This is a genomic window from Bradyrhizobium sp. SZCCHNS30572 (genome assembly GCF_032484415.1).
In the GTDB taxonomy this organism is placed as follows: domain Bacteria; phylum Pseudomonadota; class Alphaproteobacteria; order Rhizobiales; family Xanthobacteraceae; genus Bradyrhizobium.
In genome coordinates, this window is sequence record NZ_JAUESY010000001.1 from 419,816 (window position 1) to 445,414 (window position 25,599).

The 25,599-nt window shown below is 66.3% G+C and carries 23 protein-coding genes and 1 other RNA gene; 14 read left to right on the forward strand and 10 right to left on the reverse strand.

Annotation, left to right across the window (positions count from 1 at the left end; all coding sequences use genetic code 11):
• The first annotated feature begins 39 nt into the window (after nt 1–39).
• Both QX048_RS01870 and QX048_RS01875 read left to right on the forward strand, forming a co-directional pair.
• Nucleotides 40–1,308 (forward strand): serine hydrolase domain-containing protein, encoded by a 1,269-nt coding sequence (locus QX048_RS01870; RefSeq protein WP_315752614.1) that lies wholly within the window; start codon nt 40–42, stop codon nt 1,306–1,308.
• 3 nt (nt 1,309–1,311) lie between these two features.
• Nucleotides 1,312–1,953 carry a glutathione S-transferase family protein gene (locus QX048_RS01875; protein ID WP_315752615.1) on the forward strand — a complete coding sequence of 214 codons (642 nt, stop codon included), beginning with the start codon at nt 1,312–1,314 and terminating at the stop codon, nt 1,951–1,953.
• Between the two features lie 318 nt (nt 1,954–2,271).
• On the opposite strand, the gene QX048_RS01880 is transcribed toward QX048_RS01875, so the two are convergent.
• Together QX048_RS01880 and QX048_RS01885 are read right to left on the reverse strand one after the other, a co-directional pair.
• Nucleotides 2,272–3,519 (reverse strand): TAXI family TRAP transporter solute-binding subunit, encoded by a 1,248-nt coding sequence (locus tag QX048_RS01880; protein WP_315713918.1) that lies wholly within the window; start codon nt 3,517–3,519, stop codon nt 2,272–2,274.
• Between the two features lie 116 nt (nt 3,520–3,635).
• Nucleotides 3,636–4,091, reverse strand: a complete 456-nt coding sequence (locus tag QX048_RS01885; RefSeq protein WP_315826031.1) for a DsrE family protein — start codon at nt 4,089–4,091, stop codon at nt 3,636–3,638.
• 1,058 nt (nt 4,092–5,149) lie between these two features.
• Here QX048_RS01885 and ssrS point away from each other — a divergent pair.
• The 3 genes from ssrS (at nt 5,150) to QX048_RS01900 (ending at nt 6,829) form a co-directional block, all read left to right on the forward strand.
• A non-coding RNA gene (gene ssrS, locus QX048_RS01890) (6S RNA) lies at nt 5,150–5,311 on the forward strand.
• Between the two features lie 110 nt (nt 5,312–5,421).
• Nucleotides 5,422–6,003 carry a 5-formyltetrahydrofolate cyclo-ligase gene (locus tag QX048_RS01895; RefSeq protein WP_315714372.1) on the forward strand — a complete coding sequence of 194 codons (582 nt, stop codon included), beginning with the start codon at nt 5,422–5,424 and terminating at the stop codon, nt 6,001–6,003.
• Nucleotide 6,004: 1 nt separating this feature from the next.
• On the forward strand, nt 6,005–6,829 hold the full coding sequence (locus tag QX048_RS01900) for a TIGR00282 family metallophosphoesterase (RefSeq protein ID WP_315713920.1): 825 nt from the start codon (nt 6,005–6,007) through the stop codon (nt 6,827–6,829).
• Between the two features lie 9 nt (nt 6,830–6,838).
• Here the strand turns inward: QX048_RS01900 and QX048_RS01905 are convergent, their stop codons facing one another.
• Together QX048_RS01905 and QX048_RS01910 are read right to left on the reverse strand one after the other, a co-directional pair.
• Nucleotides 6,839–8,269 (reverse strand): methyl-accepting chemotaxis protein, encoded by a 1,431-nt coding sequence (locus tag QX048_RS01905; protein ID WP_315826032.1) that lies wholly within the window; start codon nt 8,267–8,269, stop codon nt 6,839–6,841.
• Between the two features lie 45 nt (nt 8,270–8,314).
• The gene (locus QX048_RS01910) at nt 8,315–10,063 is read right to left on the reverse strand and encodes a methyl-accepting chemotaxis protein (RefSeq protein ID WP_315826033.1); all 1,749 of its coding nucleotides are present in this window, start codon (nt 10,061–10,063) and stop codon (nt 8,315–8,317) included.
• Nucleotides 10,064–10,285: 222 nt separating this feature from the next.
• On the opposite strand from QX048_RS01910, the gene QX048_RS01915 reads away from it, so the two are divergent.
• The 7 genes from QX048_RS01915 (at nt 10,286) to ybgC (ending at nt 15,294) form a co-directional block, all read left to right on the forward strand.
• A complete protein-coding gene (locus QX048_RS01915; protein WP_315826034.1) occupies nt 10,286–11,032 on the forward strand; it encodes a YebC/PmpR family DNA-binding transcriptional regulator in 747 nt (248 codons plus the stop codon).
• Nucleotides 11,033–11,105: 73 nt separating this feature from the next.
• Nucleotides 11,106–11,633 (forward strand): crossover junction endodeoxyribonuclease RuvC, encoded by a 528-nt coding sequence (ruvC, locus tag QX048_RS01920; RefSeq protein WP_315775405.1) that lies wholly within the window; start codon nt 11,106–11,108, stop codon nt 11,631–11,633.
• Nucleotides 11,630–12,247: a Holliday junction branch migration protein RuvA gene (ruvA, locus tag QX048_RS01925; RefSeq protein WP_008961684.1), complete on the forward strand. Its 618-nt coding sequence runs from the start codon at nt 11,630–11,632 to the stop codon at nt 12,245–12,247. The genes ruvC and ruvA overlap by 4 nt, the downstream gene beginning before the upstream one ends.
• Nucleotides 12,248–12,293: 46 nt before the next feature.
• Complete coding sequence (locus QX048_RS01930; protein WP_315713925.1) at nt 12,294–12,713, forward strand: cytidine deaminase; 420 nt, start codon at nt 12,294–12,296, stop codon at nt 12,711–12,713.
• Complete coding sequence (gene ruvB / locus QX048_RS01935; protein ID WP_315713926.1) at nt 12,710–13,759, forward strand: Holliday junction branch migration DNA helicase RuvB; 1,050 nt, start codon at nt 12,710–12,712, stop codon at nt 13,757–13,759. Before QX048_RS01930 ends, ruvB begins: the two co-directional genes overlap by 4 nt.
• 84 nt (nt 13,760–13,843) lie before the next feature.
• Complete coding sequence (locus tag QX048_RS01940; RefSeq protein WP_315713927.1) at nt 13,844–14,764, forward strand: metallophosphoesterase; 921 nt, start codon at nt 13,844–13,846, stop codon at nt 14,762–14,764.
• Between the two features lie 80 nt (nt 14,765–14,844).
• The gene (gene ybgC, locus QX048_RS01945; protein ID WP_315713928.1) at nt 14,845–15,294 is read left to right on the forward strand and encodes a tol-pal system-associated acyl-CoA thioesterase; all 450 of its coding nucleotides are present in this window, start codon (nt 14,845–14,847) and stop codon (nt 15,292–15,294) included.
• 180 nt (nt 15,295–15,474) lie between these two features.
• Here the strand turns inward: ybgC and QX048_RS01950 are convergent, their stop codons facing one another.
• From QX048_RS01950 to QX048_RS01965, 4 genes are all read right to left on the reverse strand, one after another.
• On the reverse strand, nt 15,475–17,349 hold the full coding sequence (locus tag QX048_RS01950; protein ID WP_315713929.1) for a pyrroloquinoline quinone-dependent dehydrogenase: 1,875 nt from the start codon (nt 17,347–17,349) through the stop codon (nt 15,475–15,477).
• Nucleotides 17,350–17,606: 257 nt separating this feature from the next.
• On the reverse strand, nt 17,607–17,969 hold the full coding sequence (locus QX048_RS01955) for a hypothetical protein (protein WP_315713930.1): 363 nt from the start codon (nt 17,967–17,969) through the stop codon (nt 17,607–17,609).
• Nucleotides 17,970–18,141: 172 nt separating this feature from the next.
• The gene (locus QX048_RS01960) at nt 18,142–18,558 is read right to left on the reverse strand and encodes a DUF4396 domain-containing protein (protein WP_315713931.1); all 417 of its coding nucleotides are present in this window, start codon (nt 18,556–18,558) and stop codon (nt 18,142–18,144) included.
• 360 nt (nt 18,559–18,918) lie between these two features.
• Complete coding sequence (locus QX048_RS01965) at nt 18,919–19,446, reverse strand: ParB N-terminal domain-containing protein (RefSeq protein ID WP_315713932.1); 528 nt, start codon at nt 19,444–19,446, stop codon at nt 18,919–18,921.
• Between the two features lie 284 nt (nt 19,447–19,730).
• Between QX048_RS01965 and QX048_RS01970 the strand changes: the two genes are divergently transcribed.
• A complete protein-coding gene (locus QX048_RS01970) occupies nt 19,731–20,711 on the forward strand; it encodes a catalase family peroxidase (protein WP_315713933.1) in 981 nt (326 codons plus the stop codon).
• Between the two features lie 80 nt (nt 20,712–20,791).
• Here the strand turns inward: QX048_RS01970 and QX048_RS01975 are convergent, their stop codons facing one another.
• On the reverse strand, nt 20,792–20,935 hold the full coding sequence (locus QX048_RS01975; protein ID WP_315713934.1) for a hypothetical protein: 144 nt from the start codon (nt 20,933–20,935) through the stop codon (nt 20,792–20,794).
• A gap of 885 nt (nt 20,936–21,820) precedes the next feature.
• On the opposite strand from QX048_RS01975, the gene QX048_RS01980 reads away from it, so the two are divergent.
• On the forward strand, nt 21,821–23,302 hold the full coding sequence (locus QX048_RS01980; protein ID WP_315713935.1) for an outer membrane protein: 1,482 nt from the start codon (nt 21,821–21,823) through the stop codon (nt 23,300–23,302).
• An 84-nt stretch (nt 23,303–23,386) separates the two neighbouring features.
• Here QX048_RS01980 and QX048_RS01985 read toward each other — a convergent pair whose 3' ends face one another.
• Nucleotides 23,387–25,576: a methyl-accepting chemotaxis protein gene (locus QX048_RS01985; RefSeq protein ID WP_315713936.1), complete on the reverse strand. Its 2,190-nt coding sequence runs from the start codon at nt 25,574–25,576 to the stop codon at nt 23,387–23,389.
• Between the last annotated feature and the right edge of the window lie 23 nt (nt 25,577–25,599).

The following is a 25,599-nucleotide window of genomic DNA, read 5'->3' on the forward strand; positions in this document are numbered from 1 at the left end:
TGGCGACAAACGGGATCGCCCGCGCATCAGGGAGTGCCCATGAAGACGCTGCTCAAGGCGGCCGTAGCCACAGCCTTCACCATGATCATCACGCAGCTCGCGGCCGCGCCGCTGCCGGAAGCCAAGCCCGACGAGGTCGGCTTCTCGCCGGCGGGTCTCGCGCGAATGGATGATTTCTTCGCCCGCGAGATCGCCGCCAAGCGCGTGCCCGGCGCGGTCGTGGCGATCGCGCGCGACGGCAAGCTCGTGCATTACAAGGCCTACGGCCAGCTCGATCCGGTCAAGGGCACGCCGATGCCGCTCGACGCGATCTTCGCCCTGGCCTCGATGACCAAGCCGATGACTGCGGTCGGCGGGCTGATGCTGATGGAGCAGGGGCGGCTGCCGCTGCAGGCCAGGCTCGCCGACTACTATCCGGCATTCGCCGACATGAAGGTCGGCGTCACCCAGGAGAACGGAGCGCTGCTGCTGGTGCCGCAGGCTCGCCCCATCCTGATCCATGATCTCTACCGCCACACCTCGGGCCTGATGTATGGCGGGCGGCCGGACAGCTCGAGCGCGGTGGCGCGGCTCTATCCCGACGGCACCGCGCCTGCGATCGAAGGCGACACCCAGGCGTTCATCGAGCGCATCACCAAGCTGCCGCTGGCGCATCAGCCCGGCACGCAGTTCGAATACGGCTTCTCCATCGACGTGCTCGGCGCCGTGATCGAGAAGGTCAGCGAGCAGCGGCTCGGCGAATATCTGTCGGCCAATCTCTGGAAGCCGCTCGGCATGGCCGATGCGACGTTCGCGCCGACCGACGCACAGCGCCCGCGGCTGGCGCATCCGTTTCCGAACAATCCGCTGACCGGCAAGCCGCAGGCGATCAAGCTGCTGGACACGCCGACCAGGTCGGACTGCGGCGGCGTCTGCTCGTTCGCCACCATCGGCGACTACGTCCGCTTCGGCCAGATGTTGCTCAATGGCGGCGAGCTCGACGGCGCGCGTATCCTGAGTCCGAAGACGGTGCACCACATGACCTCCAACCATCTCGGGCCCGAGATCAAGAACACCGTCGCCAATGTGGAGCCGCATCGCGCCGGCTTCAGCTTCGGGCTCGGCGTCGCCGTGCGCGTCAGCGAGGGCCTGTCGGCGGTGCCCGGCAATCCCGGTGAGTTCAGCTGGAACGGCGCCTATGGCACGCAGTTCTTCTGCGATCCCAGGGAGCGTCTCGTCGTCGTGGTCGGCACGGCGGCGCCCGGGGACTTGCGCAAATATTATCGCGAGCAGGTGCAGGACATCGTCTATGGCGCGATGGTGAAATAGCGCATGCTCACGGTTCATCACCTCGGCAAGTCGCAGTCCGAACGTATCGTCTGGCTCTGCGAGGAGCTGGAAATTCCGTACGAACTGAAATGCTACACGCGCGACGCCCGGACGATGCTGGCGCCGCCCGAGTACAAGGCGCTGCATCCGATCGGCGCGGCGCCCGTGATCACCGATGGCGATCTCGTGCTCGCCGAATCCGGCGCGATCGTCGACTACGTCACCGCGACCTACGGCCAAGACCGCTTGCGGCCTGGGCCTGATGATCCCAGCTTCGCGCCGTTCCTCTACTGGCTTCATTTCGCCAACGGTACGTTGCAGGCGGCGATGGGCCGACTGATGATCCTCAACCGGCTGCATCTGCCCGACGACAATCCGGTTCTCGGCGCCATCAGGGCGAGGCTCGACCGTGCCTTCGCGCTGGTCGAGGCGCGTTGCGGCGAGGCGGATTATCTCGCGGGAAACGCGCTCACCACCGCCGACATCATGACGGTGTTCTCGCTCACCACGATGCGCTACTTCCTGCCCTACGATCTCGGACCCTTCCCCAACATCCACGCCTATCTCGCCCGCATCGCCGCGCGCCCGGCCTATCAGCGCGCGATGGCCAAGGGCGATCCCGGCATGGTGTTGTTGTTGAGCTGATCGTCGCGGGTCGGAAGATCGCTTTGGCGGCTTGCTCGGTGTACCTCGCCCCGCTTGCGGGGAGAGGTTGGATTGCATCGTCAGATGCAATCCGGGTGAGGGGGGGACAGGTCTCACCACGTGCACTCCCGTGCGTCGGCCCCTCACCCCAACCCTCTCCCCGTGAGAACGGGGAGAGGGAGCAGACTGCCCGAGCCGCCATATCTCGTCCCACTATTTTTCAGCGTCTCGCAACACGCCAGCGTTAGGGCGAGAATGCAAATGAACTTATGGTCGACAGCCCACCACCTCGCCCGCTGTCATCAGCCCATCGCCTGCTCACTTCTGCCGCTTGCGGCTCCAGTCCAGGAAGGAGCGATACAGCTCCTCCTTCTCCGCCTTCGAGGTCGGCGCCTTGGCCTGCGATTCGAGAAAGGCATCGAAGCGCTCCTGCTGCGAGAGACTGCCGGCCGCGGCGGGCGGCAGGCCGACATTGGCCTCCTTCTTCATCCGCTCCAGCACGGCGTCGACATACGGATAGCGCTGCCAGCCCGGCACCTGGGCCTCGAGATTGAGATCCTTCCAGCCCGGATGGAACGGCGGCTGCTGCAGCCGCGCGAGGTTGGTGAACAGCGTGTCGACGAAGCGGTTGACGCGGTCGGCGCGGTCGCTGCCGGGCTTCCAGTTGTAGACGGCCAGCACCGACGGCACGGCGATGGTTTCCACGGCGGTGTCGGGTGCGACCAGCCCTGGATAGGTGTCGGCCTTGATGCTGGTCGGATAGTAGAAGTCCGAGAATTGCTGCGTGTACGGCACCGGCACGAAGTGGAATCCAGGATCCGCCTTCTTGCCGCTGAACAGTTCGCCGGGCTTGGAGGCGACATATACCATCGCGGCGATCTCGCCCTTGTGCAGCTTCTCCAGTGCGACGGGGCCACCGACCGCGACCGGCTCGATGTCGATGCCGAGGCGCCGGAAGATCAGTGGGCCGGTGTGGGCGGCGGCCACGCCCGCCGTGCCCACCGCGACCTTCTGGCCCTTCAGGTCCTGCAGCGACTTGAACTCCTCGCGCGCATAGATGTGCACGTCGGAGATGAAGAAGCGCAGCACGTAGCGGATGCGGTCGTTGATGTTGGAAAGGCCTGCCTGCCTGGCATAGAAGTCGAATGCATCGGCATAGGTGATCGCGACGTCGACACCGCGCAGATAGAGCAGGTCGGCGATGTTCGAGGTGGTGCCGCGCGTCACCATCGGGATCAGGCGCATGTTGTCGCCGTCGTCCATGGTCCGCGCCATCTCGCTGGCGAAGCGCACGAAGCCACCGTCGGGCAGGCCCGCGGCCAGGCCGACGGTCCATTGGTTCATGCGCGTCTTGATGGCGGCTTCGTCCGAGGCGCTCCGTGGCTCGGGCGCGCGGGTCTCGGAGACCCGAGGCTCGACGGCCCGCCGTTCCGACGCGCGCGCAGGCTTGATCGAGAGCGGAGCGGCGGACTGCCCTTGCGCAAGCACCGCGCCGACGGGGGTGAGCAAGGCAGCCGAAAGCGTTGCCAGCGCCAGCAGCGCCGGCCGGGCGAGTACTCTGTGCATGTGACTAGTCCCCGATCGCGTCTGCTCGCCATCCCCCGAGCAGACTGATGACACAGCTCAATCCAAGGTCGTATCTCAATGAGCCCTAAAGCTGGCAGTTTTGGGGCAGAAACTACCTAAGGTTTCAGGTAGCTCCAGCCGCTCTCCTGCAGTTCCATCAGCCTGACGGCGCCCGATGGCACCAGGCTCGCTTCGGTGACGATCGCAATCGGATGTCCTTCGCGTTTCTCCATGCCGCGCTTGGTGATGTTGCAGGCGGAGAACTTGATCTTGGCGGGAAAGCTGAGCTCGGCGATCTGCTTGAGCCGGTCCTTCACCGGCGAGGTATCCTCGCGCAGCATGTTCAGCCCGGGTCCATAGGTGACGAGTTCGATCTCGACCTCCTCGCCCTTCTCCTTGAACGTCTCCATGATGTTGGTGGCGTTGTTCAGCGCGAGATTCATGATCGCCGGATCGTTCTGATCGACCTGGATCGAGACGCGATGAATCTTGACGTCGGCGGCGAGGCTCGCAGCAGCCGACGCGATCAGTAGCGCGCAGGCGGCCGTGACGGTTTTGAGATCGAAGCGCATGCCAGGACTCCAATGTACGATACAGGGCATTGGGATGTAGGCATGATCTGCCACAACCTCAGCTCCAAGTCGATGAGCCTGAATCGTGGCAAGACTATGCGCTGCCGACGCGGCGCTGCCGCGGGAGCGCCGTCATCACCACGGCGTCATTGCGAGCGCAGTGGCGAGGCGAAGCAATCCAGGCTGCATCTGCGGAGAGATCCTGAATTGCCTCGGCGCAAGGGCGCGCGAGGCCGGGACGACGGCGGAATGTTGAGCTGGCGGCACGGGAGCAGATGCACGTCGTAAACTGCACGACGGGCAAACCGCGCATGTCGATCATGCGTAAACTGCCCGTCGCGTTACGATGTCGCAGGCCGCATGGCTTGCCGTGTCGGGCAAATCAGGCGGATGCTTCCGCTCGTCCTGCTGCCGCATGAGGGGCGTGTCGCGACCGTCACGAGGCGTTGGCAGTGGGATGCGATGGGCGTGGATTGCCGCAGCGTGAGTTGATCGCGCGGACGAACGGCGATGCACGTACGGTCAAGTCGCGTGGTCCTGACACCCCGATGCTGGTGTCCCGCGCAACGCGCGCAAGCGCGTTGTCGCGCATGGTGGCCAACAAGCCCGGCGCACCAGGGAGATCGCGAAGCAGCCGTTCAAACCGTCGCGCAGGGAAGGCCGGGTGTTTCCGGCTGCACCTGTGGTACCTGCCGCCTGCATTTTTTACGCAGGCGGGCCACGGGCGTCAGCCGACGCCCGGCCTTCCCTGTGCCCTCTGTGTCGAGAGGGCGAGCCAAATGAACAACTCGGACGCCGAGCGCCACGAGGACGCGATGCCATGCCTATTCTGATCTGCTCTGCCGTGTTCGGCCCGGCTCCTACCACCCGACAACTGTCATCGCCCGCGAAAAGCGGGCGATCCGGTACGCCGCGGCCTGTCGGCTCAACCACTGCTGCCTCGGCGTACGGGGGCGCCCGGTCAAGCCGGGCGACGACGCCGAGGTTGGACAACGGCAGCGCGCGTCAATCCGCTTCCACCGCTGGCAAAATCACCCCGCCATGGTTACATTGCGTCAGCGAGGCTGCGACGCGCGTCCGGAACCAACATATCCCCGGGGCCTTATCGATCCTTTAGGGAACTGTCCCTGGCCAGGTCCGTGGACCTGGACATATGGTGCCCACCTACTTTCGTAGGGAACTCCGGGATCGAGCGTTTCAACGGCGATTGCGGCTTCGCGCTTGTCTCTCTCCCTCTGTTCTGTCCCCTTGATTGCCGATCTGCTGCGTTTCTGAGAACGTTGGAGTGCCCGCGTCCGCGAGCTCTTGACGGAGATCCCGCCGCATGCCGATGAAGGCCGTCCAGCACACCAAGCAGCAGCTGCGGGCTGCAGCCCTCGCCGCGCGCGACGCGCTGAGCGACGAGGCGCGCAGCGCCGCCGCGCAGGCCATCGCGGCGCGCGGGCTCCCCTTCGCGCTGGAGCCGGGCCAGGTGGTCTCCGGCTATGCGCCGATTCGCAACGAGCTCGATCCGGTGCCGCTGATGCGCGTGCTGGCGGCGAAGGGCGCGCGGCTGGCACTGCCGGTCATCCTGGCGCGCGGCCATTCGCTCTCCTTCCGGGCGTGGTCGCCGGGTGATCGGCTGACATTGGGCTCGCTCGGTATCCCCGAGCCGTCGCCCGTTGCGGCCGAGCTGGTGCCGGACGTGATGCTGGTCCCGCTCGCCGCCTTCGACCGCACCGGCCATCGCATCGGTTACGGCGGCGGCTACTACGACTACACCTTCTCGCACTTGCGTAAATCGCATCACCTCATCGGCGTCGGCCTCGGCTTTGCCGTGCAGGAAACCGAGGCGATCCCGGCCTTGGCCCACGACGCGGCGCTGGATTATGTGCTAACCGAGCGCGAGACCTTGGATTTCCGGAGCAATTGAGTTGCGAATTCTCTTCGTCGGCGACGTCGTCGGCCGGGCCGGCCGCAGCGCCGTCTCGGACCACCTGCCAGGCTTGATCCGCGATTGGGCGCTCGATCTCGTCATCGTCAATGGCGAGAACGCGGCCGGCGGGTTCGGCATCACCGAGGCGATCTATCAGGAGCTGGTCGATGCCGGCGCCGACGCGGTCACGCTCGGCAACCACTCCTGGGACCAGCGCGAGGCGCTGGTGTTCATCGAGCGCGCACCGCGCCTGGTGCGCCCTGCGAATTATCCGGCGGGCACGCCCGGCCGTGGCGCGGCGCTGGTCGACGCCAAGAACGGCGCCCGCGCGCTGGTGGTCAACGTGCTCGGGCGCGTGTTCATGACGCCGTTCGACGACCCGTTCGCGGCTGTCGGCCGCGAGCTCGGCGCCTGCCCGCTGCGCGAGGCGGCGGATGCGATCGTGGTCGACGTGCATTGCGAGGCCTCCAGCGAGAAGCAGGGCCTGGGCTATTTCTGCGACGGCCGCGCCAGCCTCGTCGTCGGCACCCATACGCATGTGCCAACGGCCGATCACCAGATCCTGCCCGGCGGCACCGCCTACATGACCGATGCCGGCATGACCGGCGATTACGACTCCATCATCGGCATGCAGAAGGACGAGCCGCTGCGCCGCTTCCAGTCGGGCATCCCGTCGGCGCGCTTCGAGCCGGCCTCCGGCGAGGCGACGTTGAGCGGCGTGGCGGTCGAGACCGACAACGGCACCGGGCTTGCGATCAAGATCGCGCCGGTGCGCATCGGCGGCCGGCTGTCGCCGGCGAAGCCTTCGTTCTGGGGAGGATGAGAGCCTGGGTCAGGACTTGAGCCGAAAACCCATCCGGAACGCGCCCCAATGCCGGCCCTTGATGAAGATCGGCGCCGAGAGGTCCTTCATCAGCACGAACTGCCCGCCGCCCATGTCGCGGCGGTAGGTCTGCAGCAGAAACGGCTTGTTGCTGGCGGCGGCGACCTTCTTCACCGCGCGGTCCTCGAACAGCCGGCGGTTGCGGCAGTTGGCGTTGTTCCAGACCGGATCGGGCCCCTGCGGCTTGCGGTAGTTCGGATTGTGCGTCGGCAGGTAGCCGCCGCGCGCCCAGGCGACGCAGAACACGATGCGCGGATCGCTGCCCTGGATCGGGTCCTGGATCGCCGGCAGGACGCGGTCGGTGAATTCGACGTAGCGCGTCATGTACTGCTTGGGATTGGTGCCGGGGATCTCGCGATAGCTCTCGTCCATCAGGTCGGCGAGCGTGATCTCGCCGCGGTCGATCGCCGTTTCGAAGGTCGCCGAGATCTGCCGGGCGGTGTCGACGACGGTCTTGATCAGCGGCGCGTCCGCGGTCTGTACGCCGCTCTCGGCGATCAGCCCGATCAGCGCCTCGGAATGATCGAGCAGCTTGGCGATCCGGCTGTCGGCCTGTTTGAGCTCGACCGAGGACTGGTCGACGCCCTTGGCGAGCTCGTTGAGCTCGCTGATCACGGCGTCGCAATGCGCGAGGTTGGAGGTCGCGGCCTTCGCCACGCCGTCGATCTCCTGGCCGACGCTGGTGAAGCCGTCCTGGACGCGGACGATGATGCCGCCGATCTGCTGGGCGCCTTCACCCGCGGTCTTGGCGCGGGAGGAGGCCTGGCCGCTCTCGCCGAGCAGGCTCTTCACCTGCGAGTCGAGCCCGCGCAGGGTATCGCCGATCTCCTGGGTGGCCTGCCGCGTCGCCTCGGCGAGCGACTTCACCTCGCTTGCGACGACAGCGAAGCCCCGGCCGGCGCTGCCGGCACGGGCCGCCTCGATGGTTGCGTTCAGCGCCAGCAGGTTGGTCTGCTTGGCGATCGCCTCGATCGCGACCGAGACCTTGGCGACCTGCGACAGCGCATCGCCGACCGAGCCGAGCCGCTGCTCGATGCGCTCGACGGACTCGACCAATTCGGCGATGTGCCGCACCGCGGTGTCGACCACGTTGCGCGACTGGGCGATGTCGCCGACCGCGGCGGTCGTGGCCGATTGCACCGCCTGCGAGGCGGTGGCGATGTCGTGATTGGCCGCGACCATGGTCTTGGCGGTGGCCTGGAGATGCCCGAACCGCTGCGACTGGTAGCTGACGCGGTTGGCGACCTCCTGGACGTTGCCGGCGACATCGGCGAGCTCGACGCCGAGACCGCCGATGCGGTCGGCGATCTCGTCCATCAGCCGTTCGGCGCCGGTGCGCGCGTCGTGACTTTCCAGAATGGCGCGTTGCGCGACCGACATGTCCAGACTCCCGGGCTTGAAAGGATCAGAAAATCACGGCTTGGCTCACAATTTGTAGGCGGTGCGGAAGCCGCCCCAGTGCCGGCCGCGAACCCGGATCGGCACGTCGATTTCGCGCATCATGACGGTGTTGCCGTTGCCCATGTCGCGCGCGTAGCTCTGGATCAGATAGGGCCGCTGGTTGCGGCCTGCCGCGAGCCCGGCCGGATCGTTGAAGATGCGGCGGTTGCGGCTGTTGGCGGTGTTGAAGGCCGTATCGCCCGGCCGCTGCGGATGCGAATAGATCCGGTTGTGCACCGGCAGATAGCCGTTGCGGTCGATCGCCACGCAGAACGCCATGCGCTGGTCCTTGGCAAGGAAGGCCTCCTGGAAAGACGGCAGCACGCGCTCGGCCCAGTCGAGGATCCGGCTGCGGTGCTGCTGCGGATTGGTGCCGGGGATCTCGACATAGTTGGTATCGAACATGTCCTCGAGCGTGATCTCGCCGCGCGCAACGGCGCTCTCGAACATCCGGTTCAGCTCGGTGCCGGCTTCCATGGCGCGGGTGACGAACTCGTTGTTCTCCTCGTGCAGCGACCAGAGCTTGTCCTCGATCTTCTCGCGCAGCTCGGCACTGGGCGCATCGAACCGCGCCTGGGCGCCGGCCTTGACCTGCTCGGTGACGCGCAGGCGGCACGGGCCGACGTCCTCCAGCACGGCGTCGAGACGCTCGTTCACGGGCAGGCGGCTCGCATCCGGACCGGTGATCAGAAGGCCGTCGTTGGAAATCTCATAGACCGGCGCACCGATCGTGCGTGCGCCCGACTTGATCTCGATCTTGAGGTGGCAGGGCAGACGCTCGCTGCCGCTGCGCACGGGCCGATCGCCCTGCCGCAGCAGCACGGCGCAGCGCGCCTTCAGCTTCTGGGCGTACATCGTCACGGCGCGGCCGGCGTTCGTGACGCGCTCGCCATAGCTCTCGGCCTGCTGGGTGGCGCTGCTGATGTCGGCGGCGCTGTCGACCACCGAGGATATGAACTGCGAGGCCTGGGCCGCATTGTTCGACATCTCGCCGGTGGTCTGGTTCTGCTCGGCGACGGCGCCGTTGACGTTGGTGAAGACGGGGCGGATCGCCTCGATCGCCTGGGCGATGCGGTGGACGGCGTCGGCCGAGCCGGCGGCGTCCTTCTGCAGTGCCTCGATCTTGCGGGTGATCTCCTCGGTCGCGTTCTGGGTCTGGACGGCAAGCGCCTTGACCTCGGTGGCCACTACGGCAAAGCCGCGGCCGGCCTCGCCGGCGCGGGCGGCCTCGATGGTCGAGTTGAGCGCGAGCAAGGTGGTCTGGCGCGCGATCTGGGAGATCAGGTTGACGACGTTGCCGATCGCCGCCGAGGATTCGCGCAGGCGGTCGACGTTGGCCCGGGCTTCCGAGGCGGCGGCGCTGGCCTGGTCGGCGAGCTGGCCGGCGTCCTGGACCTGGGCACGGATACCGTGGGCGGATTGGGTCACCTTCTCTGCGGCGTGGGCGAACGTCGCCGCCGTTCCTTGCGCGGTGCTGCTGCGTCCGCTCAGCGCATCGGCGCGCTGGCGAATGTCCGTCAGCGTCCCCGCCGTCGCCTCGGCGCCGCTGGCGACCGCATCGGCGGCGCGCTCCAGCTGGCGAATCATGCCGCCGAGTTCCAGCTCCAGCAGGTCGAGGATGGCCTTGGCCGAATCGGCATCCGACGACGCCAGCGGCTCCGGCGCGGCTACCGGCTTCGGTTCGGCCACCGGCTCGGGCGCAGAGGCTCGTCTTGCAAAGAAACCAAACGCCATGGGGTAGGCCCCGGTGCGGGTGAAAAGGTGCAGAGGGGCGGCATCGTTGCACTTGACTGTGAAGCCATGGTTAACATTTGGCTTATGGTGCGGGGCAGCCAACTGGCTCTCCGAGGAGGGGGCAGCCACCCTGAAACCACCTCAAATCTTTGATTTTGACGATTCCCGGCCTATAAGGCCGCGCTTCCCCACCTGATCCCCTACGATTGCAAGAGACCTCGCATGGCCGGCCATTCCCAATTCAAGAACATCATGCATCGCAAGGGCCGGCAGGATGCGATGAAGTCCAAGCTGTTCGGCAAGCTGGCGCGCGAAATTACCGTCGCCGCCAAGCTCGGCACGCCCGACCCGGCGATGAACCCGCGGCTGCGCGCCGCCGTGGTCGCCGCCCGGGCCGAGAACATGCCCAAGGACAACATCGAGCGGGCCATCAAGAAGGCGCTCGGCGGCGAGGGCGACAACTATGCCGAGATCCGCTACGAGGGCTACGGCCCGGGCGGCGTCGCCATCATCGTCGAGGCGCTGACCGACAACCGCAACCGCGCCGCGTCCGACATCCGCTCCTTCTTCACCAAATCAGGCGGCAACCTCGGCGAGACCGGCTCGGTCTCGTTCATGTTCGACCGCGTCGGCATCATCGAATTCGACCGCAGCGTCGCCTCCGACGATGCCGTGCTGGACGCCGCGATCGAGGCCGGCGCCGACGACGTGATCTCGGGCGAGGGCGGCCACGAGGTCTATGCCTCGCCGGACAGTTTCCATGAAGTCGCCAAGAACCTCGAAGCCAAGTTCGGCGAGCCGCGCAAGGCGGCGCTGACCTGGAAGCCGCAGAACACGGTGGCCGTCGACGACGAGACCGGCGAGAAGCTGCTGAAGCTGATGGACCTCCTGAACGAACACGACGACGTCCAGAACGTCTACGCCAATTTCGAGATCTCGGACGCCCTGATGGCGAAGATGGGCGGTTGACGGACGATCAACCACGTCGTTCGTGCGTTCCGTTTATGTTTCCATCGGTGCGGCGCGAGGCTATCTCTAATCCATGAAAGCCCAGCCGATTCGCGCAGCCGTCCGCATCATCGGGATCGATCCCGGCCTCCGCCGCACCGGCTGGGGCGTGATCGAGAGCGAGGGCAACCGGCTGATCTATGTCGGTTGCGGCTCGGTCGAGCCGCCCGATGATCTGCCGCTGGCGAGCCGGCTGCTGGCGATCCATGAGGGGCTATCGGCGGTGCTCGGCCGGTTCGCGCCGATGGAAGCCGCGGTCGAGCAGACCTTCGTCAACAAGGACGGCGTCGCCACCCTGAAGCTCGGCCAGGCCCGCGGCATCGCCATGCTGGCGCCGGCGATGTTCGGAATTTCGGTCGCCGAATACGCCCCCAACCAGGTCAAGAAGACCGTGGTCGGCGCCGGTCATGCCGACAAGGGCCAGATCGCGGTGATGCTGAAGATCCTGCTGCCGAAGGCCGAGCCGCCGTCGGCCGACGCGGCGGACGCGCTCGCCATCGCCATCACCCACGCCCATCACCGCCAGGGCCAGGCGCTGCGCATGAAGGTGGCCGGGCTATGATCGGCAAGCTGAAGGGGCTGATCGATTCCTACGCGGAGGATTTCGTCATCCTCGACGTCGGCGGCGTCGGCTACCAGGTGCACTGCTCGGCGCGGACGCTGCAGGCCTTGCCGTCGCCCGGTGAAGCCGCCACATTGTCGATCGAGACCTATGTGCGCGAGGACCAGATCAAGCTGTTCGGTTTTCGCTCGGATGTCGAACGGGAATGGTTTCGCCTTTTGCAGACGGTGCAGGGCGTCGGCGCCAAGGTCGCCCTCGCGGTCCTAGGCACTCTGCCGCCGGCGGACCTCGCCAATGCGATCGCGCTGCGCGACAAGGCCGCGGTGGCGCGCACGCCGGGCGTCGGCCCCAAGGTCGCCGAGCGCATCGTCACCGAGCTGAAGGACAAGGCGCCGGCGTTCGCCGATGTCGATCCCGGTGTCGTCAGGCTGTCCGGCGCCATCGAAGAATCCCGCGCGCCGCAGCCGATCGCGGACGCGATCTCCGCGCTCATCAATCTCGGCTATGGCCAGCCGCAGGCGGCTGCCGCCATTGCCGCCGCGTCACGCGCGGCCGGCGACAAGGCCGAGACCGCGCAACTCATTCGCCTCGGCCTCAAGGAGCTGGCGAAATAGGCTATCGTCGCCCGGCCGGGCGAGCAGAAGGACATCCGTTTCCCCCATGGTGAGCAAGAAGGACAAGGAGCTGATCGAGGCGGCCGCATCAGCGGTCAAGAGCCGCTATCGCAACGATTGGCAGGAGGTCGGCGCCGCCATGCGCACGCGCGACGGCCGCATCATCACTGGCGTCAACATCGATGCCTATCTCGGCCGCAACGCTGTCTGCGCCGAGGCCATCGCGATCGGCCGCGCCATCACCGAGTTTGGCGACCACGGCATCGAGACCATCGTTGCCGTGCGCCATCCCAAGCCCGGCGAGCCCGGCGAGGTCGCCGTGGTCTCGCCCTGCGGCACCTGCCGCGAGCTGATCCACGACTATGATGCCAAGGCGCGCGTCATCGTGCCGTCGAACGGCAAGGGGCCTGCGGCGGTGACCATCGGCGAATTGCTGCCGAACAAATACAGGCGCGGCAACGAATGAAGCCGCCGGCGCGCATGGTCAGTCCGGAGCGGCGCTCCGACGATGTCGGCGACACTGCGCTGCGTCCGCAGCAGCTGTCGGAGTTCGTCGGCCAGCAGCAGGCGCGCGCCAACCTCTCGATCTTCATCGAGGCGGCGCGCAAGCGCGGCGAGGCGCTCGACCATGTGCTGTTCGTCGGTCCGCCCGGACTTGGCAAGACGACGCTGGCGCAGATCGTGGCGCGTGAGCTCGGCGTCGGCTTCCGCGCCACCTCGGGCCCGGTCATCGCCAAGGCCGGCGATCTCGCCGCGCTGCTGACCAATCTCGAAGAGCGCGACGTGCTGTTCATCGACGAGATCCATCGTCTCAGCCCGGCGGTCGAGGAGGTCCTTTATCCGGCGATGGAGGATTTCCAGCTCGATCTCATCATCGGCGAAGGCCCCGCGGCCCGCTCGGTCAAGATCGACCTGTCGAAGTTCACGCTGGTCGGCGCGACGACGCGCGCAGGCCTGCTGACCAATCCGTTGCGTGACCGGTTCGGCATTCCGATCCGACTGAACTTCTACACGGTGGAGGAGCTCGAAGGCATCGTCACGCGCGGTGCCCGCGTGCTCGGGGTCGGCATGACCGCCGACGGCGCCAACGAGATCGCGCGGCGCGCCCGTGGCACGCCACGGATCGCCGGCCGGCTGCTGCGCCGCGTGCGCGACTTCGCGTCGGCCGCCAACGCCAGTGCGATCGATCGCGCCATCGCCGATCACGCGCTGAGCGCGCTCGAAGTGGATGCCGCCGGGCTGGACGCGATGGACCGGCGCTATCTCTCGACCATCGCGCTGAACTACGGCGGCGGGCCGGTCGGCGTCGAGACCATGGCGGCAGCGTTGTCGGAGCCGCGCGATGCCATCGAGGACATCATCGAGCCGTATCTGATCCAATGCGGCTATCTGCAGCGTACGCCGCGCGGCCGGCTGCTGACGTCGCACGCGTTCAGGCATCTCGGCCTGGCCGAGCCCTCGAACCGCGATCCCGGCCAGTTCGGTCTGTTCGGCAGCGAGGACGATGATTAACGAAACTGCTGACAATCTGCACAGACGCACCCGAAATCGGTTGCAATGATCAGGGAGAAGGGAGCCGCTGCGAGGAGTTTATCGATGCTGTCACGCCGTCGCTTTCTGTCATTCTCAGGCGGTCTTGCCGCCACCGGTTTTTCGACCGCGACCTACGGCGTCGGCGTCGAGCCGCTCCGCCTGGGCGTCACCGACTATCACATCCATCCACGCAACTGGCCGGCTGGGCTAAGACTGAAGATCGCGGCCATCGCCGACATCCATGCCTGCGATCCCTGGATGTCGCTCGCTCATATCGACGGGATCGTCCAGCGAACCAACGCGCTGCAGCCGGATCTGATCGTTCTGCTCGGCGACTACGTCGCCGGTCATCGTCATCACATCGGACGCATCGACGCCGATGCCTGGGCGCCGGTGCTCGGCGGCCTGAAGGCGCCGTTGGGCGTGCACGCCATCCTGGGCAATCATGATTATTGGGATGATCGAACCGTGCAGCGCGACGGCCGCGGCGCGCCGTATGCCCAGAAGGCGCTCGAGGCCGCCGGTATTCCCGTCTACGAGAACGACGTCGTGCGTCTCACCAAGAATGGCCATGCCTTCTGGCTTGCCGGCCTCGGCGATCAGTTGGCCTACATGCCAGCGCGGCGCTTCCGGCCGATGCCGCGGATCGGCATCGATGATCTCGCAGCGACGCTGCGCAAGGTGACGGACAGCGCCCCGGTAATTCTGCTGGCGCACGAGCCCGACGTCGCGCTCCGGGTGCCGCCGCGCGTGGCGCTGCAGTTGTCGGGGCATACGCATGGCGGCCAGATCCGCGTGCTCGGCTGGTCGCCGGCCGTTCCCGCGCGTAATGGCGTCAATCTGGCCTACGGCCACATCCGCACCCAATGCGACGTGATCGTCTCCGGCGGCCTCGGCTGCAGCATCATGCCAGTCCGGATCGGCATGCCGCCGGAGATCGTGCTGGTCAACGTCGGCAGGGAACCCGTCGAGGTGACGTCCTAGCCGGCTCGCGCTGGCCTGCTCTTGCGTTGGCCGTTGAACTGGGCGAAACGATCGCCATTTCCGGCTATCGAGGGCTTCCCTTGACCCAACGACATCTCGACGGCGCGATCCGCGACGGCCGCCACCACATGCAGGTGCGGGTCTACTACGAGGACACGGATTTCTCCGGAATCGTCTATCACGCCAACTACCTCCGCTTCATGGAGCGCGGCCGCACCAATCATCTGCGGCTGATGGGCGCCGAGCAGCACGCGCTGTTCGCGGAGGCGGCAAGCGAGGCCCCGGGCTTCGCCTTCGTGGTGCGCTCGATGACGCTCGACTTCCTGCGGCCGGCCCGTATGGACGACGTGCTCGACGTCGTCACCTGGCCCGTGGCGGTGAAGGGCGCGTCGATCACGCTGGCGCAGGAGGTCAGGCGCGGCGAGGAGGTGCTCGTCAAGGCCGACGTCAGAGTTGCGTTCATCAGCGGCGGCAGGGCGCAGCCCATACCGAAAGCGCTGCGCGACCTGATGAAGGCGGACCTCGCCTAAAGACGTGGTAACGGCGGGCGGAGGGATGAGGATGCGCCCGCCGGCGATCGCGACCTCGCCGCGGTCCAGTCGGCCGCGCCATCTGCGCAGCGAATGCGACGGCAGCTGTATCGCCGCGGCGTAGGCACGGAAGCCATTCCGCTACGGTTCAGCGCAAGCCAGCTGGCGAGCACCGCCGCACTACGGTAGAGCGTAGACGGCGACCTGATCGCCGACCTGGTCCTTGAGGATCGTGTTGCCGCCCGCGATGAAGGCGACGTATTCGCGGCCCTTGTACTCATAGACGGCGGGATTGGCGACCGCGGGGGCCTGGACGATGTCGGACCAGAGCTCCTTGCCGTCGGCCAGCGCGTAGGCCCGCACCTTGGCGTCCATCGAGGCTCCGATGAAGATCACGCCTCCGGCCGTAACCGCCGGGCCGCCGATCGTCACCGATCCCATCGACTCCGGCATGTAGAAGCCCCACTTCTGGGAGGCGCCGATGGGACGGCGCCATTTGATGTCACCGGTGGTCATGTCGATGGCGGCGATCTCGCCGAATGGCGGCTTCCAGCAGGGCATGCCGAGCCAGTTCAGCGCGTTGTCGAGTGACATGCCGTATGGCGCACCCTCTTGAGGATAGAAGCCTTGCTCGTTGCCCGAGCCGGCTGCGCGCTGCTCATATTCTTTCCGGGGGTAGAGCTTGATGGATTGCACCACGTGCGAGAAGTTGACGATCGCGGTCTTGCCGCGCGGATCGAAGGCTACGCCGCCCCATTGCACGCCGCCGGCCGAGTCGGGATAGGCGAGCACGCCGCTGTCCTTGTGGGTCGGCGGTGAGTACATGCCGGCGTAATTGAGGCTCTTCCAGAGCCTCGAGCATTGGCCGAGCCCGAGGGCGTCGGCGACCCACCAGATGGGAGGCTTCTTCGACTGGTCGAGCAGCGGCGCCGGCCTGATCGGAAACGGCTGCGTCGGCGCGTAGATTTCGCCCTGGATCGAGCCGTCGCCACCAGGCACCTTGCGCTCCTCGATCGGCCAGACGTCCTTGCCAGTGCGTCGGTCGACGACGAAGAGGAACCCCATCTTGGTTGCCTGCATCAGCGCTGGGATCTGCTTCCCATCGACGGTGATGTCCATCAACGTCGGCGCGGAGTTGATGTCGTAGTCCCAGATGTCATGGTGCACCCACTGGCGAGACCAAACGACCTCGCCGGTTTCGAGGTTGAGGGCCGTTGTCGATGTGGCCAACGGGATCGGCTCGGTGCGGTTGCCGCCCCAGTAGTTCGGGGAGGGGCTGGAGACCGGGAGATAGACCAATCCAAGTCCCTCGTCGACCGACATGCCCGTCCACACATTGGCGGTGCCGGTGCGGGACGCGATCTTCGGCGGCAGCGTAGCGAAGGACCATTGTCGCTTGCCCGTTTGCGGATCGAGCGAGAATACGGTGCCGGGCGGTGCTTCAGCATAGGCCCAGTCCTTGCCGGCCCAGCCCAGGATCACGTGATTGCCCGCGACCGTCGGCGGCTGAAGCAACGAAAGCGGATATTTGTTGTTCACGTCGTTCCACTGATCGACGTTGAGGACGCCGCCGTTCGCGAAATCACGGCAGAGCTTGCCAGTATCCGCGTCCATGGCAAAGAGCTGCGCGTCCATGGTGCCGAGATAGACGATCTTCTGGCACGGCTGGCCCGCGACGGGATTCGCTGCCTCCCAATAGGCGACCCCGCGGTTCTTCAGCGCCGGCTGGGTCAAGGCCTTGAGCGTCGATTTGGAGTCGAAGGTCCATTTGACCTTTCCGGTCGCGGGCTCCAGCGCAACAACGCGATAGAACGGCGTGCCGATGTAGAGCGTGTCATTGGCAAAGATCGGCGTGGCGGACCAGACGCTGGTCGGCAGCTTGCCCGACCCATCCGAAACGTCGCCGGTGTGATACTCCCACACCTTTACCAGCGATCGGACATTGTCGGCTGTGATCTGGGTCAGGGGAGAGTACTTCTGGGCATTGAGCTGACCGTGAAACGTATTCCAGACGGCATGGGTCGGGACGAGCGGGATCGGCTTCGGCGTGGGCAAGCTGCCGGACGGCAGCTGAGCGCCTGCGTCGGCAGCTCCCGATTGCTCGTTGCCCGGTGCTGACGATGCGCGACCGGCATTGCTGTGGGGCTGCTCCGAGCCAGTGCTCGAAGGCCCATGCTGCTCTGGGCCTGGAATGCTTCCGGGGGTGGCAGCCGGATGAGCAGTGTCGTTCTGTGCAATCGCCGGCGGCAGCGCGACCATGACCGCCAGCGTAAGCGCCGCAAATGGGGCGCTACGGCAGAATGAACGGATTCTCATGCCACGGCTCTTCTTGGCTGGGGTGGGGCGACAAGCGTCACAATCAATCCGACGAGTGCGACGACCGTGGCCGCCGCCAGCCACCACGCATGCAGAAAGCAGGCGGCGGTTATTGTGCCGAGCGCGCCGAGCAGCCCGAGGGACCAGAACACCCAGAAGAGCCACCCGCTTCGACCAAACCACAGGACGAAGGCGTCGAAGACGAGTGCCAGACTGGATCCGATGACGAGCAACGCGCCCGGGGCGCCAGTGACCCCGGTCAAAGGAGCTAGGTAGTCGTAGAGGCCGAGCAGCGTGCCGGCGGCGGCTGCCACGAGGATGATGATCGGGCCGAGCGGCCTCTGCTCAAATGAGGTCAAGTCAACGCTCCAAGATTCATGGCCGACGAGCGCGGGGCAGCGGCGGTGATTCAACGGACGAGAAAAGAATGTCTCGTCGAAGCAGGGGTTCCACGCGCCGCATCCGTACCCGTTCGGGGCCGAGAAGGGCCCCCATCCGGTTTGCCAACCCAATTCCTCGGCGCATGGCGGACTATCTCTGGCACTGTCGGTATAGCGGGGGGCGTGAGACAATCCGCAGCTCAATACCAAACGGGCCTCGATCGGCCGCGGAGGTCGCTACTTCTTCTCCTTCGAGCCCCGAGTCAGAAGCCACCAGTTCGCCGGGTGGGAAGTGAGGAACCCAGGAGCACGGAACTCCGGGCTGCTGACCTTCACGAGCCGTAGACCTCCAGTCGCGTGCCGAGCACGTGTCGGAGGCCGTGGAAATGGCAAGTGTGAAGCCGTGCATTCCGACCGGCCAAGACGCGATCGAAATCGTATCGGCCTTGGCGGCCGCGATAAGCCCCTGGCCGAGCGACAGACCTCGCATCGGCGCAATCGTGAAATACCGGAAACGGCGTCCGAACCCGTAAGCGCGCAAAAAGTCGATGATCCAGACGGCGAGCATCTTCTCCGAGAATAGGCTTTTTCAGCCGAAGGCGGTTGCGACGAGGGACGTGGGGGCCAACGTCGCAGCCTTTGGCATGCTCGCAGTGATTGCCGCGCTCCCTCGCGTCGCGCTGAGTCGGACGGGCTTGATCCGAGTTGCCTAGCGATCCCGTCCCGCACCGTCCTCCGCGGAGCAACATGCGGGACGGACTCGCGGCGCCTACGGGCAGATCCAGGCCGGTCCGATCTGCATGCAGCCTGATCCCGCTGCGCAAGGCGCATCGGAGAGGCCGCCGGGCGGATCGCGCTGCGCTGACCCGCCAGAAGGACTGCCGCTCAATCAGACCGTGGCCGGGGAGGAACTCGCGCGTTGAAACCGTCAGTATCGCCCGCCGCTGCGCTCTTGTTGCTTGATCCAATCCGACAAGGTCCGGGGCGACGATCCTTGTCCGGGGCGCGATGGTTTCGCGGTGGCAGGCCTGTTGCTCCGGCTCGTCGTCTCCGTCGGCGCGCGCGGGCGCGTCGCGGCATGGGCGCCAGAGACGCCCCTCGGCGCCGTTGTGAGCTTCTCCGCTTCCTCCTTCTCCAGCCGCAGCTTGCGCAGCCGCTCCATCTTCTCGCGCTCAGGATCGACGGGCGGCGGTGGCAGCTCGCGCTGGCGGGCTTCCTCGGCGGAGATCAGCAGACCCATGATGGCGCTTTCGCCGAGGGCCTTGCAGGCTTCGAGGCGGTGCAGACCTTCGACCAGGACAAAATGGTCCTTGTCGCGGCGGACGAGGATCGGCTCGCGCTGGCCGACCTCCAAAATGCTTTCGGCCAGCGCGTCGATCGCGTCCTGCTTCAGCGCCTTGCGCTTCTTGTCGGGGATGTGGATCTTGTCGATGGGGAAGCTTTCCGGTGCGGACACAGTCGAAACTCCGTCGTGGGCGCGCCGTCCGGCGTCAGGGTCGGAGGGGGCACGATCCCCGGATCCGCACCGCAGGGCGGAGGGAGGCAGACCGGGCACGTGTGGCTACAATAGAGACATTCGCCATCTCGCCGCAAGGAGCGGTGATGGGGCGTGATGGCTCCTGTCAGACCGCAAGGTGGATCATGCCGCTGTGATGGGCGCCCAATCGGCCGCGCTCGAAAATCGCTCACGCGTCAATTCATGCTGCTATGCTGCATCGCTCATACAGGAGGACGCCGCTCATGACGATACGCACACTCGTTGCCGCGCTGGCCGGGATTGCTCTCGCGTTGCCCGCCGCTGCCCTCGCGCAGGAACCGCCGGTCGAGGAGCAACTCGTCAATGCGATGAACAAGGTGTTCGGCGTGCACGCCGGCTTTCGCGCCAATCACGCCAAGGGCGTCGTGGTCGAGGGCAAGTTCAAGCCGTCGACCGAGGCGGCAACCTTGAGCAAGGCGTCGCTGTTCAGCGGCGGCGAGATTCCGGTGACGGTGCGGTTCTCGGACTCCACCGGCGTGCCGAACCTGCCGGACGGCTCCGGCGACGCCAATCCGCACGGCATGGCGGTGAAGTTTCATCTCGCCGATGGCAGCGACATGGACCTCGTGATCAATTCGCTGAAATTCTTCCCCGTCTCGACCGGTGCGGAGTTGCGCGATCTGTTCCTGGCGATCGCGGACTCTGGACCGAACGCGGTCAAGCCGACCAGGCTCGAGCAGTTCATCGCCAGCCATCCCTCGGTGCCGGCGGCGCTCGGCACCATCGCGACGCCAGACAGTCTTGCCGACGAGGCCTATTTCGGCGTCAACGCCTTCGTCCTCGTCAACAAGGCCGGCGAGAAGCAGGCGGTGCGCTGGCAGATGCTGCCGGAGAAGGTCGTGCATATCGACCAGGAGGACGCGGCGAAACGCGCGCCGGACTTCCTGATGGCCGAGCTGCCGGCGCGGCTGAAGCAGGGGCCGGTGACGTTCCGCTTCAAGGCGCAGCTCGCCGCGGCCGGCGACGACACCAAGGATCCGGCCAAACCGTGGCCTGACGATCGCAAGCTGGTCGAGCTCGGCGTGCTGACGATCGACAAGGCGGTCGAAGACAGCGACGCCGCGCAGAAGAAGCTGCTGTTCCTGCCGGGCCAGCTCACCGACGGTATCGAGGCCTCCGACGATCCGATGATCGACATCCGCAACGGCGCCTATGCCATCTCGTTCTCCCGGCGCAATCCGTGATGATGGTGGCATGACACGCTATGTGCCGTGCGCACCGCGCGGCGCGGCGGATCACGCTGCGCTGATCCGCCCGACGGGCCTCAGTCTGTCGTCATGGCCGAGGCGAGCCCAGCCATGATGCGCGGGCGGCGCAGGCGGCGCTTGTGCTGATGACCGGACGATTTGGCGGCGAGCTCAAATCCGTATTTCCGGTCGCGATCGGCCGTGCCCTTGCTCCGTTCCATCCTCATCGCAATCCAGAACGAGCGGAAATGGGTGCATCTCTGCGGAGTGCAGGATCGGATCGACACCCTCTGCGGGGCCTTCGAGCCCGGCGAGTGAGCACGACACAACCGGCCGCAATTATGGATGCTTCGCGGCACGCGCCCCCGATGAGTTGCCGCAACGTTGACGGAGCCACGCCTCATTCGGTGCGATTACGGCGGCGTCCGCCGCTTTCTCTCCCGATCGATGACGTCGCACAGGCTGCGCGATAACGGCGAAACCAAGAGCAGGGGTTGTCGACACGCATGGACAGCCGAGCGTCGGCGCGTCGAAGACGATGGCGGCCGTGCAGCCGATATGCCGCCCTGCTCGATGTGATGCAATCGAGACGTGTAGTAGATGTGAAGGACGACGATCGCGAGGTGCGCGCGATCAGGAAGCATGCCGTCGAGCGCGGGGCCGCGCGCAGCGCATCCAGTGAGTTCGGTGCGCACGTTCGTCTACGAATGAACTCGTGAGCCGCGACGGCATCGCGCATCGCGCCGTTTGTCGCAATCGTGTCGCGCGCTGCTTCTTTTTGCCAGAATCCTGCATCTTGCGTGCAACAGTCAAAGCCGAATCTCGATCGCGTCGGGGGGCCGATCTGCATTCCTTCCGAATGACATTTTTCAATTCAGTTCGCGACACAATCTCACCCTCCTGATGCGGCCGCCGTTTGTTGCGGCACGTGTTCAGGAGTTGTGAGTTCGATGCGTCGCGTATTTGGCGTATGCCTTTGCCTATCTACTTTCGCAGGAAGTACGACATCGGTCTGGGCGACTGATCTCGCCCTGCCTCCCCCGCTCCCGCCGCCCGACGTCTTCGCCTACAGGTGGAGTGGCTGCCATGCCGGCGCGAATGCCGGGATGGCCTGGTCACGCCAGCAGCAGACGTGGAGTCAGGTCGCCAATGCCGCTGCCGCGCCCGTTCAGCCCGTGCAGCAACCGGTCGGTAACGCGAACAACCCGCCTGTGGTCAAGCCGCCTGTGGTTGCAAACCCTGCGCCGAACCCGCCGCCGCCGAACAACCCCGGCGGGAATAACGGCGGGTGGAAGCCGCCGCATAAGCCGCCGCAAAAGCCCCCGATCTGTGAGCGCGGCGACAAGGGCTGGTGGCAGCCCGGCAAGCCGTATGGCGACAAGGATCACGACTGGCCAAAGGTTGGATCGAAAGGCGGCGACAACAAGTCGTCCTGGCCGTCGGCGCCATCCAAGAACAAGGACAACAACTACAACGACGTCAAATATGGTGGCGGCTGGTTCGACAAGCATCACGACGACGACCATGACAAGTCGAGCGGCTGGTCGCAGCTGCATTCAAACGGCTACTCCGACAGATCGGCTTGGCTGCACCGTGATCGGCAGGACGATCACGACAAGCCGGCTTCCGGATGGGGTGGGAAGAAGGACGACGGATACGACAAGCCACTCGGTTTCGGCTGGTCGAAGCAGCCGCTGAAGAGCGAGCGTGACAGCTACGCCTGGCTGAAGCCGGATCAACGCGACGACGACAAGCATGGCGGCTATGGCTGGGGCGGCAAGCCGCGCGACAATGATGACGGCAAGGGCGGCTATGGCGACAAGCAGCCCGACAAGGATCATTGGCAGCAGCAGGGCGGCAACTACCATCATGGCGGATGGCCGTATCATCCGGACAAGCCCTGGCCGCCGAAGAATCCGCCGCCGAACAATGGCGGCGGCCAGCCGAACCCGCCGCCGCAGGGCAACAATGGCAACCCGCCGCCGCAGAACCAGCCGCCGGTGGCAGGCGGCGGCAACGTGGCGCCGCTGCCCGTCGCTGCCGTGCAGATTCCGACCGCCATCTCGAGCAATGGCAGCGACGTCATCGGCGGCCTGCAGCTCGGCTGCGATTATCAGATGGACCGCTTCGTCGTCGGCATCCAGGCCATGGCCGATATCGGCATCATCAACGCGTCGAGCCCGCTCGGGCCGGCGCTGACGATGAACACGCGGACGAGCAACCTCTACACCGCCACGGTGCGTGCCGGCTATCTCGTGACACCTGAGATCCTGGCCTACGTGCGCGGTGGTGCGGCGTGGACACGGACCAACGTTTCGGTCGTCAACACCGCCACCGGGCAGTCGGCGAGCGTGGCGTTCAACCGCAGCGGATGGACGGTCGGCGCCGGCGTCGAGTGGATGTTCGCCCGCAACTGGTCGGCCTTCGCCGAATATGATTACGCCGATTTCGGCACCGTGACCGGCACGCTGCCGGGCGCCGCCGCGATCACCGGAGGGCCGAACGTCGTCAGCCAGAAGACCCAGCTCCACACGGCGATGGTCGGCGTCAACTACCGCTTCGAGATGCTGTCGCGCGGCGGCCGCTGAGATCAGCAGCAGACGCATTGCATCCAACACGACGAGGCCGCCTGGCTCATCCAGGCGGCCTTTTCGGTTTTGGTCGGCCGGCGCTCAGCTCGCGCGGACCGAGCTCAGGAACTTGCCGACCTCGTCCCTCAGGCGGCCACTGTCACGCGACAGCAGCTTTGCGGCCGACAGCACCTCGGAGGACGCGGTCCCGGTGCTGCTTGCGCCGCGCTGCACATCCGTGATGTTCGAGGAGACCTGCTGCGTGCCCTGGGCCGCCTGCTGGACGTTGCGCGAGATCTCCTGCGTCGCCGCGCCCTGTTGCTCGACTGCGGCGGCGATGGTGGCCGAGATCTCCGACAGACGTTCGATGGTCTCGCTGATCTCGCGGATCGCGCCGACGGACTCCTGGGTGGCGGTCTGGATGCCCGCGATCTGCTGGCCGATGTCGCCGGTCGCCTTCGCGGTCTGCTCGGCAAGCGCCTTGACCTCGGTGGCGACCACGGCAAAGCCGCGTCCGGCGTCGCCCGCCCGTGCCGCCTCGATGGTGGCGTTGAGGGCGAGCAGGTTGGTCTGGCCGGCGATGCTGTTGATGAGCTCGACGACGTCGCCGATCCGCGCGGCCGCCTTCGACAGCTCGCCGACCCGCCCCGTGGTGGAGCGTGCCTGCGTGACGGCCTCGTTGGCCATGCGCGCGGACTGCTGCACCTGGCGGCTGATCTCGGTCACCGAGGAGGCCATCTCCTCGGTCGCGGACGCCACCGACTGCACGTTGGTGGACGCCTGCTCCGATGCCACGGCGACCGTCGTAGCCAGCGTCTGCGCCCGCTCCGCGGTGGCGCTCAACGAGCCGGCCGACGTCTCCAGCGTGCTCGAGGCAGCCGACACGGTTTCGACGATGCCGCCGACGGACGCCTCGAACTGATCCGCCATCTGGCTCATCGCGTGGCGACGCTGGGCGTCGGCGGCGGCCTGGTCCTCGGCGCGCTGCGCGATGCTCTGCTTCAGGTCGCCCTGCATGGCTTTCAGGGAGGTGGCGAGGGCTCCGACCTCGTCCGCCTGCTCGATGGTGAGGGTCTGGTTGAAGTCGCCTTTGGCGATGCCATTGGCAAACACGGCGCAATCCTGGATCGGACGGGCAATGCCCCGTGCCGCCACCCAGATGAGGAAGATCGCAAGCGCCGTGATCACCGTTCCGACCCCGAGCTGCCACAGCGTGTTGTTGGTCGAGCGGCCGCTGAGCGAGGCGTCGAGCTGCCGTGCGGAGGCGAGAACGACGTCGCGCGGGACGGAGATCACGACCGACCAGGGCGTGTCGGTGAGACCGAATGTGATCGGGGCGTAGATGTCGACGTTGGGATTGTTGGGCTCGTCGAGAACGGTGCCCTTGCCGGTTCGAACGATGGCGGCGCTGTCGGCCCAGCGCGAGTCGGCCTCGGCGGCGGATTTGCCGATGACGTTCTGGTCGGCGCTGTCGGCGACGACGAGGCCGGTGTCGTTGAGGATCACGACCTTGCCCTTGCCGTCGAACAGCGAGGTGTTGATCTTGACCGCCAGCTTCTGCACGAAGTCGAGATTGTAGTCGGCGCCGGCGAGACCGCGGAATTTGCCGTCAATCATGACGGGAACGGACATCGTGGCCAGGAACACCGGCTTGCCCTGGACGATGTAGGGCAGCGGTCCTAGGATGTTCTCCCTCCCGGTGGTGCTCGGGTTGATGTACCAGGCGCCCTTCACGAGGCCATTCTGATGGCGCTCGCTGCTGTCGTATTCGACCAGCGGCTGCACGGCGATTGCGCCGCCGGCGCTTCGCGTCCAATAGGGGAGGAAGCGGCCGGTGTGGTCGGAGCCCATTTCCTTGTTGGCCTTGAAGGCCGCATCGTTGCCGTCCAGCCCGTCGGGCTCCCAGGCCGAATAGGTGCCGTTGAAGGCGGGATTGAGCTCCAGCACGTGCCGCAGCACGGCGTTGAGCTGCGCGCGGCGGGCGCTCGTGGCGGTCCCGTTCTTGGCGTCAGCCAACACCGCAAAGGACTGCGCCAGCGTGCGCGCGGCGTCGAACCCGACCTCCAGCTCGGCCTTGATGACGTTGGCCTCGGTGGAGGCCCGGTTCATCAGGCTCTCCTTGGTCTGGCGATCGACCAGCTGCATCACCTCGTGGTTGACGTACTGGTTCATGCTCTGCGTCGAGAACAGACCGTAGCCGATCAGGATGACGCAGGTGAGCGCCAGGCAGAAGCCGGCGATCAAGGCGATCTTGGTCTGGATGGAGCGTATTGCCGCAAAGGATAGGCGCATGTTTCCCTCTCATGGTTGCCTCG

Coding starts and splice junctions, on each gene's coding strand:
- QX048_RS01980 (WP_315713935.1), top strand. CDS start 21,821: ATGGCCTGGTCACGCCAGCAGCAGACGTGGAGTCAGGTCGCCAATGCC.
- QX048_RS01930 (WP_315713925.1), top strand. CDS start 12,294: ATGGTGAGCAAGAAGGACAAGGAGCTGATCGAGGCGGCCGCATCAGCG.
- QX048_RS01970 (WP_315713933.1), top strand. CDS start 19,731: ATGACGATACGCACACTCGTTGCCGCGCTGGCCGGGATTGCTCTCGCG.
- ruvA (WP_008961684.1), top strand. CDS start 11,630: ATGATCGGCAAGCTGAAGGGGCTGATCGATTCCTACGCGGAGGATTTC.
- QX048_RS01905 (WP_315826032.1), bottom strand. CDS start 8,269: ATGTCGGTCGCGCAACGCGCCATTCTGGAAAGTCACGACGCGCGCACC.
- QX048_RS01880 (WP_315713918.1), bottom strand. CDS start 3,519: ATGCACAGAGTACTCGCCCGGCCGGCGCTGCTGGCGCTGGCAACGCTT.
- QX048_RS01885 (WP_315826031.1), bottom strand. CDS start 4,091: ATGCGCTTCGATCTCAAAACCGTCACGGCCGCCTGCGCGCTACTGATC.
- ruvB (WP_315713926.1), top strand. CDS start 12,710: ATGAAGCCGCCGGCGCGCATGGTCAGTCCGGAGCGGCGCTCCGACGAT.
- QX048_RS01875 (WP_315752615.1), top strand. CDS start 1,312: ATGCTCACGGTTCATCACCTCGGCAAGTCGCAGTCCGAACGTATCGTC.
- QX048_RS01985 (WP_315713936.1), bottom strand. CDS start 25,576: ATGCGCCTATCCTTTGCGGCAATACGCTCCATCCAGACCAAGATCGCC.
- QX048_RS01940 (WP_315713927.1), top strand. CDS start 13,844: ATGCTGTCACGCCGTCGCTTTCTGTCATTCTCAGGCGGTCTTGCCGCC.
- QX048_RS01960 (WP_315713931.1), bottom strand. CDS start 18,558: ATGCTCGCCGTCTGGATCATCGACTTTTTGCGCGCTTACGGGTTCGGA.
- QX048_RS01915 (WP_315826034.1), top strand. CDS start 10,286: ATGGCCGGCCATTCCCAATTCAAGAACATCATGCATCGCAAGGGCCGG.
- QX048_RS01910 (WP_315826033.1), bottom strand. CDS start 10,063: ATGGCGTTTGGTTTCTTTGCAAGACGAGCCTCTGCGCCCGAGCCGGTG.
- QX048_RS01895 (WP_315714372.1), top strand. CDS start 5,422: ATGAAGGCCGTCCAGCACACCAAGCAGCAGCTGCGGGCTGCAGCCCTC.
- QX048_RS01975 (WP_315713934.1), bottom strand. CDS start 20,935: ATGGAACGGAGCAAGGGCACGGCCGATCGCGACCGGAAATACGGATTT.
- ruvC (WP_315775405.1), top strand. CDS start 11,106: ATGAAAGCCCAGCCGATTCGCGCAGCCGTCCGCATCATCGGGATCGAT.
- QX048_RS01870 (WP_315752614.1), top strand. CDS start 40: ATGAAGACGCTGCTCAAGGCGGCCGTAGCCACAGCCTTCACCATGATC.